Source organism: Pseudomonas sp. GW460-LB5, from assembly GCF_059423245.1.
The window spans coordinates 12,624-28,407 of sequence record NZ_JBWKXT010000053.1; the positions used below are offsets into that span (position 1 = coordinate 12,624).

General features: G+C 60.0%; 13 protein-coding genes and 2 tRNA genes. 1 reads left to right on the plus strand and 14 read right to left on the minus strand.

Going from position 1 to position 15,784, the window contains the following annotated elements:
- Window positions 1-30: 30 nt before the first annotated feature.
- From infB to rlmE, 11 genes are all read right to left on the minus strand, one after another.
- A complete protein-coding gene (gene infB / locus AC07XM_RS24695) occupies window positions 31-2,559 on the minus strand; it encodes a translation initiation factor IF-2 (protein ID WP_070086914.1) in 2,529 nt (842 codons plus the stop codon).
- Between the two features lie 27 nt (window positions 2,560-2,586).
- On the minus strand, window positions 2,587-4,068 hold the full coding sequence (gene nusA, locus AC07XM_RS24700) for a transcription termination factor NusA (RefSeq protein WP_016489167.1): 1,482 nt from the start codon (window positions 4,066-4,068) through the stop codon (window positions 2,587-2,589).
- A gap of 59 nt (window positions 4,069-4,127) precedes the next feature.
- Window positions 4,128-4,586, minus strand: coding sequence for a ribosome maturation factor RimP (gene rimP, locus AC07XM_RS24705; RefSeq protein ID WP_024717415.1), 459 nt, complete (start codon window positions 4,584-4,586; stop codon window positions 4,128-4,130).
- A 130-nt stretch (window positions 4,587-4,716) separates the two neighbouring features.
- Window positions 4,717-4,793: transfer RNA gene (locus AC07XM_RS24710), tRNA-Met, on the minus strand.
- 100 nt (window positions 4,794-4,893) lie between these two features.
- Window positions 4,894-4,979 (minus strand) — tRNA-Leu (locus tag AC07XM_RS24715).
- A 21-nt stretch (window positions 4,980-5,000) separates the two neighbouring features.
- Window positions 5,001-5,399 carry a preprotein translocase subunit SecG gene (gene secG / locus AC07XM_RS24720; protein WP_016489169.1) on the minus strand — a complete coding sequence of 133 codons (399 nt, stop codon included), beginning with the start codon at window positions 5,397-5,399 and terminating at the stop codon, window positions 5,001-5,003.
- A gap of 4 nt (window positions 5,400-5,403) precedes the next feature.
- Window positions 5,404-6,159 carry a triose-phosphate isomerase gene (tpiA, locus tag AC07XM_RS24725; protein WP_016489170.1) on the minus strand — a complete coding sequence of 252 codons (756 nt, stop codon included), beginning with the start codon at window positions 6,157-6,159 and terminating at the stop codon, window positions 5,404-5,406.
- Window positions 6,160-6,224: 65 nt separating this feature from the next.
- Complete coding sequence (gene glmM, locus AC07XM_RS24730) at window positions 6,225-7,565, minus strand: phosphoglucosamine mutase (protein ID WP_016489171.1); 1,341 nt, start codon at window positions 7,563-7,565, stop codon at window positions 6,225-6,227.
- Between the two features lie 16 nt (window positions 7,566-7,581).
- The gene (gene folP / locus AC07XM_RS24735) at window positions 7,582-8,433 is read right to left on the minus strand and encodes a dihydropteroate synthase (protein ID WP_016489172.1); all 852 of its coding nucleotides are present in this window, start codon (window positions 8,431-8,433) and stop codon (window positions 7,582-7,584) included.
- An 8-nt stretch (window positions 8,434-8,441) separates the two neighbouring features.
- Window positions 8,442-10,346 (minus strand): ATP-dependent zinc metalloprotease FtsH, encoded by a 1,905-nt coding sequence (ftsH, locus tag AC07XM_RS24740; protein ID WP_016489173.1) that lies wholly within the window; start codon window positions 10,344-10,346, stop codon window positions 8,442-8,444.
- 203 nt (window positions 10,347-10,549) lie between these two features.
- Window positions 10,550-11,176 carry a 23S rRNA (uridine(2552)-2'-O)-methyltransferase RlmE gene (rlmE, locus tag AC07XM_RS24745; RefSeq protein ID WP_012274251.1) on the minus strand — a complete coding sequence of 209 codons (627 nt, stop codon included), beginning with the start codon at window positions 11,174-11,176 and terminating at the stop codon, window positions 10,550-10,552.
- A gap of 102 nt (window positions 11,177-11,278) precedes the next feature.
- Between rlmE and AC07XM_RS24750 the strand changes: the two genes are divergently transcribed.
- Complete coding sequence (locus AC07XM_RS24750; protein ID WP_016489174.1) at window positions 11,279-11,587, plus strand: YhbY family RNA-binding protein; 309 nt, start codon at window positions 11,279-11,281, stop codon at window positions 11,585-11,587.
- 12 nt (window positions 11,588-11,599) lie between these two features.
- Here AC07XM_RS24750 and AC07XM_RS24755 read toward each other — a convergent pair whose 3' ends face one another.
- Genes AC07XM_RS24755 through carB form a run of 3 tightly spaced genes read right to left on the minus strand, consistent with a single transcriptional unit; the run spans window position 11,600 to window position 15,727 of the window.
- Entirely contained in the window at window positions 11,600-12,049 is a 450-nt protein-coding gene (locus tag AC07XM_RS24755; protein ID WP_019470448.1) for a hypothetical protein, read from the minus strand.
- The gene (greA, locus tag AC07XM_RS24760) at window positions 12,027-12,503 is read right to left on the minus strand and encodes a transcription elongation factor GreA (RefSeq protein ID WP_024717413.1); all 477 of its coding nucleotides are present in this window, start codon (window positions 12,501-12,503) and stop codon (window positions 12,027-12,029) included. The genes AC07XM_RS24755 and greA overlap by 23 nt, the downstream gene beginning before the upstream one ends.
- Before the next feature lie 2 nt (window positions 12,504-12,505).
- Window positions 12,506-15,727 (minus strand): carbamoyl-phosphate synthase large subunit, encoded by a 3,222-nt coding sequence (gene carB / locus AC07XM_RS24765; RefSeq protein ID WP_016489176.1) that lies wholly within the window; start codon window positions 15,725-15,727, stop codon window positions 12,506-12,508.
- Window positions 15,728-15,784 lie beyond the last annotated feature (57 nt).

Sequence of the window (15,784 nt, forward strand, 5' to 3'; positions counted from 1 at the left end):
CTGTAGCGGAGGTTTGCGGCTTGCTCGCCCTTAAAGGGTACGAGCCACCTGGACTTTCTCGAAGACTTCGATCTTGTCACCGACCTTGACGTCGTTGTAGCTCTTGACGCCAATACCGCACTCCATGCCGCTACGCACTTCGGCGGCGTCGTCCTTGAAGCGACGCAGCGATTCCAGCTCGCCTTCGAAGATAACCACGTCTTCGCGCAGAACGCGGATCGGACGGTTACGGTACACGGTACCTTCGATGACCATACAGCCAGCGATGGCGCCGAACTTCGGCGAACGGAACACGTCACGCACTTCGGCGACACCCAGGATGTTCTCGCGAACATCGCTGCCGAGCATGCCGGTCAGGGCCTTCTTGACGTCTTCGATGATGTCGTAGATCACGTTGTAGTAACGCATATCCAGACCTTCCTGCTCGACGATCTTGCGCGCGCCGGCATCGGCACGCACGTTGAAGCCGAACAGTACTGCATTCGAAGCCAGCGCCAGGTTGGCGTCGCTTTCGGTGATACCACCAACACCACCACCGATCACGCGCACCTGGACTTCGTCGTTGCCCAGGCCGGCGAGCGACCCGTTCAACGCTTCCAGGGAACCACGCACATCGGTCTTGAGGACGATGTTGAGGGTCTTCTTCTCTTCCTGACCCATGGTCTCGAAGATGTTTTCCAGCTTGCCAGCATGAGCACGGGCCAGCTTGACCTCACGGTATTTGCCTTGACGGAACATGGCAACTTCGCGGGCTTTCTTCTCGTCAGCAACCACGGACAGCTCGTCACCGGCTTCCGGAGTACCGTCCAGGCCAAGGATCTCGACCGGGATAGACGGGCCGGCTTCCTTCACAGGCTTGCCGTTCTCGTCCAGCATGGCACGCACGCGGCCATAGTTGGAGCCGCACAGCACCATGTCGCCCTGACGCAGGGTACCGTCCTGAACCAGGATGGTGGCCACTGGGCCACGGCCCTTGTCCAGGCGCGATTCGACGACTACGCCACGACCTGGAGCGGTCGGGGTTGCGGTCAGCTCGAGGATCTCGGCCTGCAGCAGGACGGCTTCGAGCAGTTCGTCGACGCCGGTACCCATCTTCGCCGAAACCTTGACGAATGGAGTGTCACCACCCCAGTCCTCGGAAGTAACACCTTCGACGGACAGTTCGTTGCGGATGCGATCGAGGTCAGCACCTGGCTTGTCGATCTTGTTCACCGCAACTACCAACGGAACGCCAGCTGCCTTGGCATGCTGAACGGCTTCGCGGGTTTGTGGCATCACGCCGTCGTCCGCTGCCACCACCAGGATGACGATGTCGGTCGCCTTGGCACCGCGTGCACGCATCTGGGTGAAAGCTGCGTGGCCCGGGGTGTCGAGGAAGGTGACCATGCCACGATCGGTTTCCACGTGGTAGGCACCGATGTGCTGGGTGATACCACCGGCTTCGCCAGCGGCAACCTTGGCACGACGGATGTAGTCGAGCAGCGAGGTCTTACCATGGTCAACGTGACCCATGACAGTGACCACCGGCGCACGCGACTCGGTCTGGCCTTCGAATTTCAGCGATTCGGCCAGGGAGTCTTCCAGGGCGGTATCGCTGACCAGGGTGACCTTGTGACCCAGCTCTTCTGCGATCAGCTGAGCGGTTTCCTGGTCGAGCACCTGGTTGATGGTAACCGGGGTGCCCATCTTGAACATGAACTTGACGACTTCAGCGCCCTTGACGGACATCTGGTTGGCCAGTTCGGAAACCGTGATGGTCTCGCCGATGGTCACGTCACGGATGACGGGGCCGGTCGGGTTCTGGAAACCATGCTGGTTACGCTTCTTCAGCTTGCCCTTGCCACCACGGCCGCGACGAGCGCCATCGCTCTCTTCGTCGGTGGTACGCGGAGCAGCACGCGGAGTCGGCGCCTTTTCCTTTTCCTTGACCTTGACCTTGATCGACACACGAGGCGCCTCGCCACGACGACGATCGTCATCACGGGTGCGGCTTTCGTTGCGACGGGTCTCGTCCTTCTTGCGCTCGGCAGCACGGGCTGCAGCGTCTTCGGAGGCCGGGGCGTCGGCGACTACCGGGGCCGGGGCAGCGGCAGGTGCCGGCTCTGGCTTGGCGGCAGGCGCAGGGGCGGCTACAGCAGAGTTGGCTGCCTGACGGCGAGCCTGATCTTCGTTGCGCTGGCGAACATCGGCGTCAACCTTGTCGCGAGCGGCGTTTTCAGCCGCGCGGCGCTCTTCCACTTCACGCTTCTGCTCAGCCTGGATTTCTTCCGGGCTGCGCTGCACGAATACTTTCTTCTTGCGTACTTCTACGCTGATGCTCTTGCTACCGGCGACACGCAGGGTGCTGGTGGTTTTGCGCTGCAAGGTAATCTTGCGCGGTTCTTCCGCCTTGCTCTTGTGGCTGCTCTTCAAATGAGTCAACAGGGTCTGCTTCTCATTGTCGGTCACTACCTGACCGGCGTCGGTGTGCGGCAGACCTGCCTCACGCATCTGCTGCAGCAGGCGCTCTACCGGTGCCTCGACCTCTTGGGCCAGTTCTTTCACCGTGACTTGCGTCATGCACTTCTCTCCTCAGGCCGCGCCTAATTACTCGAACCAATGGGCTCGGGCGGCCATGATCAACTTGCCGGCACGCTCTTCGTCGATGCCGTCGATGTCGAGCAGATCGTCGATCGACTGCTCGGCCAGGTCTTCGCGGTTAACCACGCCGCGCACCGCCAGTTCAGCCGCCAGGTCTTTGTCCATACCCTCAAGAGAGAGCAGGTCTTCGGCCGGGTGGGCGTCTGCCAGTTTTTCTTCGGTAGCGATGGCCTTGGTCAACAAACGGTCCTTGGCTCGAGCGCGGAGCTCATTGACGATATCTTCGTCAAAGCCATCGATGTTGAGCATTTCTTCCAACGGTACGTAGGCAATTTCTTCGAGGCTGGTAAAGCCTTCGTCGACCAGCACTTGGGCCAGCTCCTCGTCGACTTCCAGCTCATCAATGAAATTGCGCAGGATGTCACCGGTTTCGGCCTGCTGCTTGGCCTGAATGTCCTTCTCGGTCATCACGTTCAGCGTCCAGCCGGTCAACTGACTGGCAAGACGAACGTTCTGACCGCCACGACCAATGGCCTGGGCCAGGTTATCCTCGGCGACGGCGATGTCCATGGCATGGGCATCTTCATCAACGATGATCGCCGCGACTTCAGCCGGCGACATGGCGTTGATGACGAACTGCGCCGGGTTATCGTCCCAGAGGACGATATCCACACGCTCACCACCCAACTCCCCGGATACAGCTTGGACGCGCGAACCACGCATGCCGATACAGGCGCCTTGCGGGTCGATGCGCTTGTCCTTGGAGCGGACGGCGATCTTGGCTCGCGAACCCGGATCACGGGAGGCAGCCATGACTTCAATGAGGCCCTCGGCAATTTCCGGCACTTCAATGCGGAAAAGCTCGATCAGCATCTGTGGCGCGGTGCGCGACAGGATCAGCTGAGGACCACGGTTTTCAGTGCGAATTTCCTTGAGCAGTGCACGCAGGCGCACACCCACACGGAAGGTTTCGCGCGGAATGATATCTTCGCGGGCCAGCAAGGCCTCGGCGTTGTTGCCCAGGTCAACGATGACGTTGTCGCGGGTAACCTTTTTGACGGTACCGGAAATGATCTCGCCTACGCGTTCGCGGTAGGCATCGACCACCTGGGCACGCTCGGCCTCACGGACCTTCTGCACGATGACCTGCTTGGCGGTCTGGGCGGCGATACGACCGAACTCGATGGACTCGATCTTCTCCTCGATCACGTCACCAATCTTGGCTTCCGGATGAGTGTCCTTGATCTTGTCCAACCAGGTTTCGATCGCCGGGTCGTCAAGATCGGCTTCGTCGACCACGGTCCAGCGACGGAAGGTCTCGTAGCTACCGGTGTGGCGGTTGATTTCCACACGCAGATCAACTTCGTCTTCAAAACGTTTTTTGGTCGCAGTGGCCAGGGCCACCTCCAGCGCTTCGAAAATGACGCCGGGCGGTACACCTTTTTCGTTGGATACCGATTCAACAACCAGCAGTACTTCTTTGCTCATCGTACGCCTCGCCTTGCGCAAGCCATTGGGCCCGGATAGTCCGCCGGGCCCGGCACGTCTCAGTCAAAACTGGGAATAATATTGGCCTTGTCGATCGAGTCGATCGGCAACAGGAACTCCTGATTGTCCACCTGGACAACCACATCCTGCTCCTCCACACCGCGGAGAAGGCCCTGGAAGTTACGACGACCCTCGAAGGGTGAGCGCAGCTTGATCTTCACTTGTTCGCCGGCATGCGAGGCAAACTGTTCCAGAGTGAACAGTGGGCGATCCATGCCTGGAGAAGACACCTCGAGGGTGTACTCACTGCTGATTGGATCTTCCACATCGAGAATGGCGCTGGCCTGACGACTGACCGCTTCGCAGTCCTCCACCAGGATGCCGCCGTCTTTGTCGATGTAGATGCGCAGTACCGAATGCTTACCCTGGGAAACGAATTCGATCCCCCAGCACTGATAGCCCAGACCCTCGACAACCGGGGCCAACAAGGCCTGCAACTGTTCTAGCTTGCTCGACACCTGAACCCCCTCGTGCATGCTGTGCAAATAAAAAATGGGCAAAGCGCCCATCCCTGAAAGCGCCGTTGGACAACGACGCCGAAAACTGTTCGGTTAGCAAAAAGCCCCTGAAAAGGGGCTCCGCTGAAGCTGGTTGCGGGGGCTGGATTTGAACCAACGACCTTCGGGTTATGAGCCCGACGAGCTACCAAGCTGCTCCACCCCGCGACAAAGCTGGGGCGAAAGTATAAGACCGAACCCTGTTAAGGGTCAAATCCAAACGTTCACCTACAAGAAAGCCCGCTAAAGCGGGCTCTCAAGCTTCAATTGGTACCGAGAAGGGGACTCGAACCCCTACACCCTATGGGCACAACCACCTCAAGGTTGCGTGTCTACCAATTCCACCACCTCGGCAATATTACTACTTGAAACCCGTTACTTCTGCTCTTGAGCCGGAGGAGGTACATCACCAGTGTTATTGGTGGTTTCGCTCTTCTGCTGTTGGAGCACCGGTACATCATCATTAACTGCCGGTTTTTGCGGCTCTTTCACTTCTAGCACTGCTGGATCTGGAAGACCTGCTTGGCTAAGCTGGTGAGCTTGTTGCTTCGCGAAGTATCCTAACCCAAGTGCTGTCAAAAAGAAAGTGGCAGCGAGTATAGCAGTGAATTTACTTAGGAACGTTGCAGAGCCTTGGCTCCCGAACACGGTGTTTGAAGCACCCGCGCCGAAAGATGCACCTGCTTCCGCACCCTTACCCTGTTGCAACAGAACCAGCACTACAAGCGACAGCGCTGCCAACAGATGAAAAACAACGATGACTGTTTCCAGCATTTGTTCAGTTTCCTGCGGCGCGACAAATTGCACCGAATTCGTCTGCGTTCAGGGAAGCCCCACCAATGAGACCCCCATCGATATCCGGCATGCCGAACAGTTCGGCCGCATTGGCCGCCTTCACGCTGCCGCCGTAGAGCAACTGCACCTTCGCAGCTACTTCAGCATCTTCTGCCGCCAGCTGGCTGCGGATGGCGGCGTGCACATCCTGGGCCTGCTGTGGCGTGGCCGTGAGGCCGGTGCCGATGGCCCATACAGGCTCATAGGCAATTACTGCATTGGCAAAAGCCTTAACACCGAATGCCTCGATGATACTGCTTAGTTGACGCCCGACAACTTCAAGCGTTTTGCCAGCCTCGCGCTCTTCAAGGGTTTCCCCTATGCAAAGCACTGGCTTCAAACCTTTGGCCTGGGCCGCTGCAAACTTGCGATTGAGCACTTCGTCGGTTTCACCAATGATCTGGCGACGCTCCGAATGGCCAACCAACACCAACTTGCAACCTGCCTCGACCAGCTGCTCCGGAGCAACTTCCCCGGTCAGCGCACCCTGTTCGGGTTGTACAGCAGAATTCTGTGCACCGACAGTAATTTCTTTACCCGCCAGGCCATCGATCACTTGATTGATGAACAGGGCCGATGGAAACACTGCGACTTCCACTTCGCTCGGCAAGGCGAGATTGCTCAAGCCTTCGGTCAGCTCAGCGACGCTAGCGCGGGTACCGTGCATCTTCCAGTTACCAGCTACCATAGGGCGACGCATGCTTTACCTCGTCGGTCAAAGTGGGCGCAGATCTTACCCAACCAGATCTGCGCTGGCAAGCGCCTTCAGGCACAAACTTCGCCGACCAGTTTGGCCAACGCTTCAGCGTGCGTGCGCACCTGGCTTTCGTCTTCGCCTTCGACCATAACCCGCACCAGCGGCTCTGTACCCGACTTGCGCAACAGAACACGGCCGCGCCCCGCCAGTGCCTCGGTCACCTTGGCACTGGCTTCCTTGACTGCCGGGTGCTCCAGCGGGTCGACCTTGCTGGCGCCGAAGCGCACGTTGATCAGTACCTGCGGGCACTTGCGCAGGGCCTGACGGGCCTGTGCCAGGGTTTCGCCACGGCGCTTGAGCGCCATCAGCACCTGCAGCGCGGCAATGATCGCGTCACCGGTGGTGGTGTGGTTGCAGCACACGACGTGCCCGGAGTTTTCACCACCGATCAGCCACTCACGCTCCAGCAGCTCGGCCATGACGTAGCGGTCGCCGACCTTGGCCCGTACGAACGGAATATCCAGGTCCTTCAGCGCAAGCTCCAGGCCCAGGTTGCTCATCAGCGTACCCACCACCCCGCCCTGCAGCTTGCCACGATCGTGCAGGTCGCGGGCAATGATGAACAGCAGCTCGTCACCGTCGACGATGGCGCCAGTATGGTCGACCATCAACACGCGATCGCCGTCACCGTCGAAGGCAATGCCGAGGTCGGCATGGCCAACCAGTACGGCGGCCTGCAGCGATTCGATGTGGGTCGAGCCGCAACCTTCGTTGATGTTCAGGCCGTCTGGCTGCGCATGCAGCACGGTCACATCGGCGCCCAGCTCACGGAACACGCTCGGCGCCACCTTGTAGGTTGCACCGTGGGCGCAATCGACCACCAGCTTGAGGCCGTCGAAGCTGGTGCTGCTAGGCACGCTGCTCTTGCAGAACTCGATGTAGCGGCCGGCCGCATCGTTGATGCGCGAAACCTTGCCCAGCTTGCCCGAGTCGACAACCGTCATCGGCTGGTCGAGCAGCTCTTCGATCATCAGCTCGACTTCGTCTGGCAGTTTGGTGCCCTGGCCCGAGAAAAACTTGATGCCATTGTCTTCGTGCGGGTTGTGCGAAGCACTGATGACAATGCCAGCCTGGGCATGGAAGGTGCGAGTCAGGTAGGCGATGGCCGGTGTAGGCATTGGCCCCAGCAGCATGACGTCGGCACCTGCCGCAGCCAGGCCGGCTTCGAGTGCAGACTCGAACATGTAGCCGGAAATACGCGTGTCCTTGCCCACCAACACCCGGCAATGGCCCTGCTTGCGGAACGCCATGCCGGCCGCCCAACCAAGCTTCAGCATGAAGTCAGGCGTGATCGGGAATTCGCCGACGCGGCCACGAATGCCGTCGGTACCAAAGTATTTTCTGCTCATAGGGACTCCAATGTTCTTATTCGGCGTTTTGCACCGCAGCAATCATGCGTACCACATCGACAGTTTCAGCCACATCATGGACACGAAGGATGCTCGCCCCTTTAGTCATGGCCAACGCCGCCAGCGCAAGGCTGCCGTACAAGCGCTCGCCGACCGGACGTTCCAGCGTCAGGCCGATCATGCTCTTTCGTGATACGCCCACCAGTAGCGGGCGCCCAAGGCGATAGAGCGCTTCCATGTGCTTGAACAGGCTCAGGTTGTGCGCCAGTGTCTTGGCGAAACCAAAGCCCGGGTCAAGGATGATTCTGTTCGCATCGATGCCCGCTGCAGCACAGGCGGCCATCCGCTGCTCAAGATAACGCGTGACGTCAGCGGTCACATCATCGTAGTGCGGGTCGTCCTGCATGTTACCCGGCTCGCCGCGCATGTGCATGAGGCACACCGGCAGGCCGGTATCCGCAGCGGCGTCCAGGGCGCCATCGCGCTCCAGGGCACGTACGTCGTTGATCAACCCGGCACCGAGGCGCGCCGATTCACGCATGACGGCAGGCGTCGAGGTATCGACCGAAATGACGACATCGAGGCGACTGTTGATGGCCTCCACCATCGGCGCCACACGCTCCAGCTCCTCGGTCACCGATACCGCTCGCGCGCCGGGGCGCGTGGACTCACCACCGATGTCGATCAGCGTGGCGCCGGCCGCAACCATCGCTTCGGCATGGCGCAGTGCCTCGTCGCGCTGACTGAAGCGCCCGCCATCGGAGAAGGAATCGGGGGTGATATTGAGAATACCCATGACATGGGTACGCGACAAATCAAGAACCCGGTTGCCGCAAGGCAACCGGGTCGGGTACTGCACTGAGCTCATAAACGCCCTTAGTGTTGAGCTGCCGGACCGCCAATTGGCGATTCAGGGCGATCATCCTGGGCAGCAGGTGTGCCCGAATGCTTGTCGTCGTCCCAATCACGCGGTTCGCGTGGCGTACGGCCAGCCATGATGTCATCGATCTGATCGGCATCAATGGTCTCATACTTCATCAGCGCTTCAGTCATCGCCTCGAGCTTGTCGCGATTTTCAATCAGCAGCTGCTTGGCGGTGGCGTAGCACTGGTCGATGATGCTGCGCACTTCAGAGTCGATCAGCTTGGCAGTCTCGCCGGAAACACTGGCGTGCTGGCTGCCCGCGCTACGACCCAGGAACACCTCACCCTCTTCTTCTGCATACATCAACGGGCCGAGTTTTTCCGACAAGCCCCACTTCGTCACCATGTTGCGAGCGAGCTGGCTGGCCCGCATGATGTCGTTGGAAGCGCCCGTGGTGACGCCATCGAAGCCCAGGGTCATTTCCTCAGCGATACGGCCACCGTACAGCGAGCAGATCTGGCTGATCAGCGCACGCTTGGACAGGCTGTAGCGGTCTTCTTCCGGCAGGAACATGGTCACGCCCAGGGCGCGACCGCGCGGAATGATCGAAACCTTGTAGACCGGGTCGTGCTCAGGCACCAGGCGACCAACGATGGCATGCCCCGCCTCGTGGTACGCAGTGTTCCTCTTTTCTTTCTCGGACATGACCATGGTCTTGCGCTCGGCGCCCATCATGATCTTGTCTTTGGCCAGTTCGAACTCTTTCATTTCGACCAGGCGCTTGTTGGAACGCGCAGCAAACAGCGAGGCCTCGTTGACCAGGTTGGCCAGGTCGGCACCGGAGAAGCCGGGGGTACCACGGGCAATGACCGCCGGGTTGACGTTTTCGCCAATCGGGACCTTGCGCATGTGCACCTTGAGGATCTGTTCGCGACCACGGATGTCTGGCAGGCCTACCACCACCTGGCGGTCGAAGCGGCCAGGGCGCAGCAGCGCCGGGTCGAGTACGTCAGGGCGGTTGGTAGCGGCAATGACGATGATGCCATCGTTCATTTCGAAGCCATCCATCTCTACCAGCAACTGGTTGAGGGTTTGCTCACGCTCGTCGTGACCGCCGCCCATGCCGGCGCCACGGTGGCGACCGACGGCGTCGATCTCGTCAATGAAAATGATGCACGGGGCGTGCTTCTTGGCCTGCTCGAACATGTCGCGCACGCGGCTGGCACCGACACCGACGAACATTTCAACGAAGTCCGAACCGGAAATGGTGAAGAACGGTACTTTCGCCTCGCCCGCAATGGCCTTTGCCAGCAGGGTCTTACCGGTACCGGGCGGGCCGACCATCAGCACGCCGCGGGGGATACGACCGCCCAGGCGCTGGAACTTGCCCGGATCGCGCAGGAACTCGACCAGCTCGCCCACTTCTTCCTTGGCTTCGTCGCAACCTGCAACGTCGGCCAATGTGGTCTTGACCTGGTCTTCGGACAGCAGGCGCGCCTTGCTCTTGCCGAAGCTCATCGGCCCGCCCTTGCCACCCGCGCCGCCTTGCATCTGGCGCATGAAGAACATGAACACCGCGATGATCACCAGGATCGGGAAGCTGGCGACCAGCAACTGCGTCCAGATGCTCTGCTGTTCTGGCTGCTTGCCTTCGACAACCACGTGGTTGTCAACCAGGTCACCGATCAGGCCATTGTCGGTAATGGCCGGGCGCACGGTCTTGAAGCTGTCGCCGTCGGCGCGCTTGCCGGTAATGATGTAGCCGTCGACGGTCACACGCTCGACCTTGCCATCCTTGACCTGCTGGATAAAGTCGGAATAGTTGAGGGTCTGCGGCTCGTTAGGGCTGGAGAAGTTGTTCATCACTGTCACCAGGACAGCTGCGATGATCAACCACAGGATCAGATTCTTTGCCATGTCGTTCAATTCGCTACCCTCTGAGGCCGGCGCACGACGCAGCCGTGCCTCGCATGATATTCATCGCCCTAACTTACTACATTACCTACGCAGCCGCAGGCACCGTCTGTAACCCTTTGTGAAAGCTAGACTACACGAAGTTCGGACGATCCTGACGCAGTGGCCGATTGGAATTAACTATCGGCCACCCCGCTTCACACCTTTCATGCCCCTTTGAAGCCCCTGCCCAACAGGTATTGCTCACGGGAACGGTCCCGTGACGACGATGGCTTGCGCATCTGCACCTTGTCGAACTTGCTACGCACGTCCTTCAGGTACACGTCAAAACCTTCGCCCTGGAAAATCTTGATCAGGAAATCGCCGCCAGGCTTGAGTACGCGGGTTGCCAGATCGAGCGCCAACTCGCAAAGGAACATGGCCCGTGGAATATCTACCGCGGGCGTACCACTCATATTGGGGGCCATGTCGGAAATCACAAGGTCCACGTGCGAATCGCCGACCGCTTCGAGAATGCGCTGCAGCACTTCGTCATGGGTGAAGTCACCCTGAATGAAGGTCACATCCGCAATCGAGTCCATTTCCAGAATGTCGGAAGCAATCAGGCGCCCCTGGCCACCAATCAGACGACTGGTCACCTGCGACCAGCCACCAGGCGCCGCGCCGAGGTCGATAACACTCATGCCCGGGCGGATCAGCCGGTCCTTTTCCTGAATCTCCAGCAGTTTGTAGCTCGCACGCGAGCGGTAGCCATCCTTCTGCGCCTGTTTGACGAAAGGGTCGTTAAAATGCTCTCGCAGCCAGTTTGCGCTGCTTTTGGAACGTTGTACCACGGGGCACCTCGATGATATGCGTCGTGATTGACTGGGCGGAGCCGGTGGCCCTCGGGTAAAATGCCCGTCAATTTTACAGAATCAGACGGAAAGGGTCAGATTATGCCGCTCAATAACGAGCAGAAGAAGCAATACAAGTCCATTGGTCATGACCTGAAGCCGGTCCTGATCGTTGCCGGGAACGGTCTGAATGAAGGCGTAGTCGCCGAACTGGAGCGTGCGCTGGTCGACCATGAGCTGATCAAGGTCGAGATTCGTTCGGAAGACCGTGAAGAACGTGCAGCAACCATTGCCGAGTTGTGCAAGGCCGGCCGTGCCGAGCTGGTGCAGACCATCGGCAAAAAAGCGTTGATTTACCGCAAGAACCCACAGCCGAACAAGCAGCTGTCCAATATCCACCGCTACAAGTAACGGTGGCTCCGGTCAGTGGCGCGATGAGCGCGCCCTGACCGGCACCGGCTGGGCCACCAGCACGATGCCGGAAAAGCCCAGGACCAGGAAGCAGAACATCTGCCAGCGCTCACCCACGGAAATACCGTAGCGCAAGGTGTAATACCCCACGCAGGCACCGAAGCCGAGCAACAGCATCTGGCCACGGAACTGCCGCCACCAGGCCGCCAGGCCGTCCACCCTTGCCAGCACTGCCAGCTGGGTCAACAAGCCAAGCAACGCCACGCCGATCAACCAGCGGTCGATCTGCCCGGCGATATCCTGCACCAGCAGCGGGGCCAGGCCACTGACCTTGAGCGCAGGCACCAGCCCCACATGGAACACCCATAAGCCACCGACCCAGAAAACCTGGGCCAGTTGCCAGAGGATCCCCTCGAGGGATGGCGCCCGCAGGCGCCGGTCAGATGTGCTTGACTTCGACAATCTCGTACTCGACCGTGCCGCTAGGCGTCTTGACGACGACAGTATCACCTTCTTCCTTGCCGATGATGGCACGGGCAATCGGCGCACCGCTCGAGAGCTTGCCCTGTTTCACGTCGGCTTCATCCTCGCCGACGATCTGGTAGGTCACTTCTTCATCGGTTTCAGTGTTGGCCAGTACCACGGTGGTACCGAAAATCACCTTGCCGGTGTGGGGGATCGTGGTCACGTCGATTACGACCGAGTTCTGCAAACGGCCTTCGATATCGCGGATACGCGCCTCGACCATGCCCTGTTCTTCACGGGCGGCATGGTATTCGGCGTTTTCCTTGAGGTCGCCCAGTTCGCGTGCCTCACCAATCGCCTGGCTCAGGCGCGGGCGTTCGGTCTTGCTCAGGAACAGGTGCTCCTCTTCCAGGGCGCGAGCGCCCTGGACGGTCATCGGGTACTTGGTAATGCTCATGCTTTCAGTCCTGCATGCAGATCTTGCAGGCGACGAACGGTCTTTTCCGGACCAAATTTCAGCGCCTCGCAGATGGCTTCACCGGCCGCAATGGTAGTGGTGCAGTAAATCTTGTGCTGCAGCGCATTGCGACGAATCGAGTAGGAATCGGCAATCGACTGGCGGCCTTCGGTGGTGTTGATGATCAGCGACACTTCGTCGTTCTTGATCATGTCGACCACGTGCGGGCGGCCTTCGGTCACCTTGTTCACACGGCGCACTTTCAGGCCTGCCGCTTCGATAACCTTGGCAGTGCCAGCAGTTGCAACCACTTCGAAGCCCAGGGCGATCAGGTCGCGGGCAACGCCAGCCACTTGCGGCTTGTCGTCGTCACGCACGCTGATGAACGCGGTACCACCGGTCGGCAGCACTTCGCTGGCACCCATCTGGGCTTTGGCGAACGCTTCACCGAAGGTGTCACCGACACCCATGACTTCACCGGTCGATTTCATCTCAGGGCCGAGGATCGGGTCAACCCCTGGGAACTTGGCGAACGGGAAGACGGCTTCCTTGACGCTGTAGAAGTTCGGGATGATTTCCTGGGTAAAGCCCAGCTCTTTCAAGGTTTTGCCGGCCATTACGCGGGCGGCGATCATGGCCAGGGAAGTGCCGATGCACTTGGACACGAACGGCACGGTACGCGAGGCGCGCGGGTTGACTTCGATCACGTAGATCTTGTCGCCCTGCAGGGCCAGCTGCACGTTCATCAGGCCGACAACGCCGAGCTCCAGGGCCATTTTTGCGACCTGTACGCGGACTTCGTCCTGCACCTCCTTGCTCAGCGAGTAAGGTGGCAGCGAGCACGCCGAGTCACCGGAGTGAACGCCGGCCTGCTCAATGTGCTGCATGATGGCGCCGATCACCACGTCGGTGCCGTCGCACACCGCATCCACGTCCATCTCGATGGCGCAGTTGAGGAAGTGGTCGAGCAGTACCGGGCTGTCGTTGGACACTTGCACGGCTTCACGCAGGTAGCGCTTGAGCTCGTCCAGTTCGTAGACGATCTCCATGGCGCGGCCGCCCAGTACGTACGACGGGCGCACCACCAGCGGGTAACCGATGCTGCCAGCAGCGCGGATAGCTTCTTCTTCGCTGCGCACGGTGGCGTTTGGCGGCTGCAGCAGGTTCAGACGCTGAACCATCTGCTGGAAGCGCTCACGGTCTTCGGCGCGGTCGATGGCGTCCGGGCTGGTACCGATGATCGGTACGCCGGCTTCTTCCAGGGCGCGGGCCAGTTTCAGCGGGGTCTGGCCGCCGTAATGGACGATCACGCCTTTTGGCTTCTCGACGCGGCACACTTCCAGCACGTCTTCCAGCGTCAGCGGCTCGAAGTACAGGCGGTCAGAAGTGTCGTAGTCGGTGGAGACGGTTTCCGGGTTGCAGTTGACCATGATGGTCTCGTAACCGTCGTCACGCAGCGCCAGGGCGGCGTGTACGCAGCAGTAGTCGAACTCGATGCCTTGGCCGATACGGTTCGGGCCGCCACCCAGGATCATGATCTTGTCGCGAGTCGACGGGTTGGCCTCGCACTCTTCCTCGTAGGTGGAGTACAGGTAGGCAGTGTCGGTGGCGAACTCGGCAGCGCAGGTGTCGACGCGCTTGTACACCGGGAACACTTCGAGCTTGTGACGGTGACGGCGCAGGTTCTTGTCGGTGATACCCAGCAGCACAGCCAGGCGCTGGTCCGAGAAACCTTTGCGCTTGAGGCGCAGCATCAGGCTCTTGTCGATCGACGACAGGGCCAGGGTCTTGACCTTCTCTTCTTCCTTGATCAGATCTTCCATCTGCACCAGGAACCACATGTCGATGCCGGTCAGGGCAAAGATCTCTTCGCAGGTCATGCCCGAACGCATGGCGTCAGCCACGTACCAGATACGCTCGGCGCCCGGCACGGTCAGCTCGCGCTTGAGGATGCCGGCAGCTTCCGGGCTGGCCAGGTCGACTTTCGGGTCCAGGCCACAGGCACCCACTTCAAGGCCGCGCAGGGCTTTCTGCAGGGACTCCTGGAAGGTACGGCCGATGGCCATGACTTCACCCACGGATTTCATCTGGGTGGTCAGGCGGGCGTCGGCTTTCGGGAATTTCTCGAAGGCAAAGCGCGGCAGCTTGGTGACGACGTAGTCGATCGACGGCTCGAAGGAAGCCGGGGTGCGGCCGCCGGTGATGTCGTTCTGCAGTTCGTCGAGGGTGTAACCGATGGCCAGCTTGGCGGCGATCTTGGCGATCGGGAAGCCGGTAGCCTTCGAAGCCAGGGCGGACGAACGCGATACCCGCGGGTTCATCTCGATGACGACCATGCGGCCGGTGTTCGGGCAGATACCGAACTGCACGTTGGAACCGCCGGTTTCAACACCGATTTCACGCAGCACCGCCAGCGAGGCGTTGCGCATGATCTGGTATTCCTTGTCGGTCAGGGTCTGCGCGGGAGCAACGGTGATCGAGTCACCAGTGTGCACGCCCATCGGGTCAAAGTTTTCGATCGAGCAAACGATGATGCAGTTGTCCTTTTTGTCGCGGACCACTTCCATCTCGTACTCTTTCCAGCCGATCAGCGATTCGTCGATCAGCAGCTCTTTGGTCGGCGACAGGTCCAGACCGCGGGTGCAGATTTCTTCGAATTCTTCACGGTTGTAAGCGATACCACCGCCAGTGCCACCCATGGTGAACGACGGGCGAATGATGCACGGGAAGCCAAGCTTCTCGAGGACCGCATAGGCCTCTTCCATGCTGTGGGCGATACCGGAGCGGGGGCACTCCAGGCCGATGTCCTTCATCGCCTTGTCGAAGCGCGAGCGGTCTTCAGCCTTGTCGATGGTGTCGGCGTTGGCACCGATCATCTCTACGCCGAACTTCTCCAGAACGCCGTGGCGCTCCAGGTCCAGCGCGCAGTTCAGTGCGGTCTGGCCGCCCATGGTCGGCAAGACGGCGTCCGGGCGTTCTTTCTCGATGATCTTGGCCACCGATTGCCACTTGATCGGCTCAATGTAGGTGGCGTCGGCCATGGCCGGGTCGGTCATGATGGTGGCTGGGTTGGAGTTCACCAGGATGACGCGGAAACCTTCCTCGCGCAGGGCCTTGCAGGCCTGGGCGCCGGAGTAGTCGAATTCACAGGCCTGGCCGATCACGATCGGGCCGGCACCGAGAATCAGGATGCTTTTGATGTCTGTACGTTTTGGCATGGTGGTCACTCAAATCCGGGGTCAGTCGGCAAGCCGCTTTGAACAATCTGGGTCAGG

Excerpts from the sequence above, each read along its gene's own strand:
- tpiA (WP_016489170.1), bottom strand. The coding sequence starts at position 6,159 with ATGCGTCGCCCTATGGTAGCTGGTAACTGGAAGATGCACGGTACCCGC.
- ftsH (WP_016489173.1), bottom strand. The coding sequence starts at position 10,346 with ATGGCAAAGAATCTGATCCTGTGGTTGATCATCGCAGCTGTCCTGGTG.
- secG (WP_016489169.1), bottom strand. The coding sequence starts at position 5,399 with ATGCTGGAAACAGTCATCGTTGTTTTTCATCTGTTGGCAGCGCTGTCG.
- glmM (WP_016489171.1), bottom strand. The coding sequence starts at position 7,565 with ATGAGCAGAAAATACTTTGGTACCGACGGCATTCGTGGCCGCGTCGGC.
- folP (WP_016489172.1), bottom strand. The coding sequence starts at position 8,433 with ATGAGCTCAGTGCAGTACCCGACCCGGTTGCCTTGCGGCAACCGGGTT.
- AC07XM_RS24750 (WP_016489174.1), top strand. The coding sequence starts at position 11,279 with ATGCCGCTCAATAACGAGCAGAAGAAGCAATACAAGTCCATTGGTCAT.
- infB (WP_070086914.1), bottom strand. The coding sequence starts at position 2,559 with ATGACGCAAGTCACGGTGAAAGAACTGGCCCAAGAGGTCGAGGCACCG.
- carB (WP_016489176.1), bottom strand. The coding sequence starts at position 15,727 with ATGCCAAAACGTACAGACATCAAAAGCATCCTGATTCTCGGTGCCGGC.
- nusA (WP_016489167.1), bottom strand. The coding sequence starts at position 4,068 with ATGAGCAAAGAAGTACTGCTGGTTGTTGAATCGGTATCCAACGAAAAA.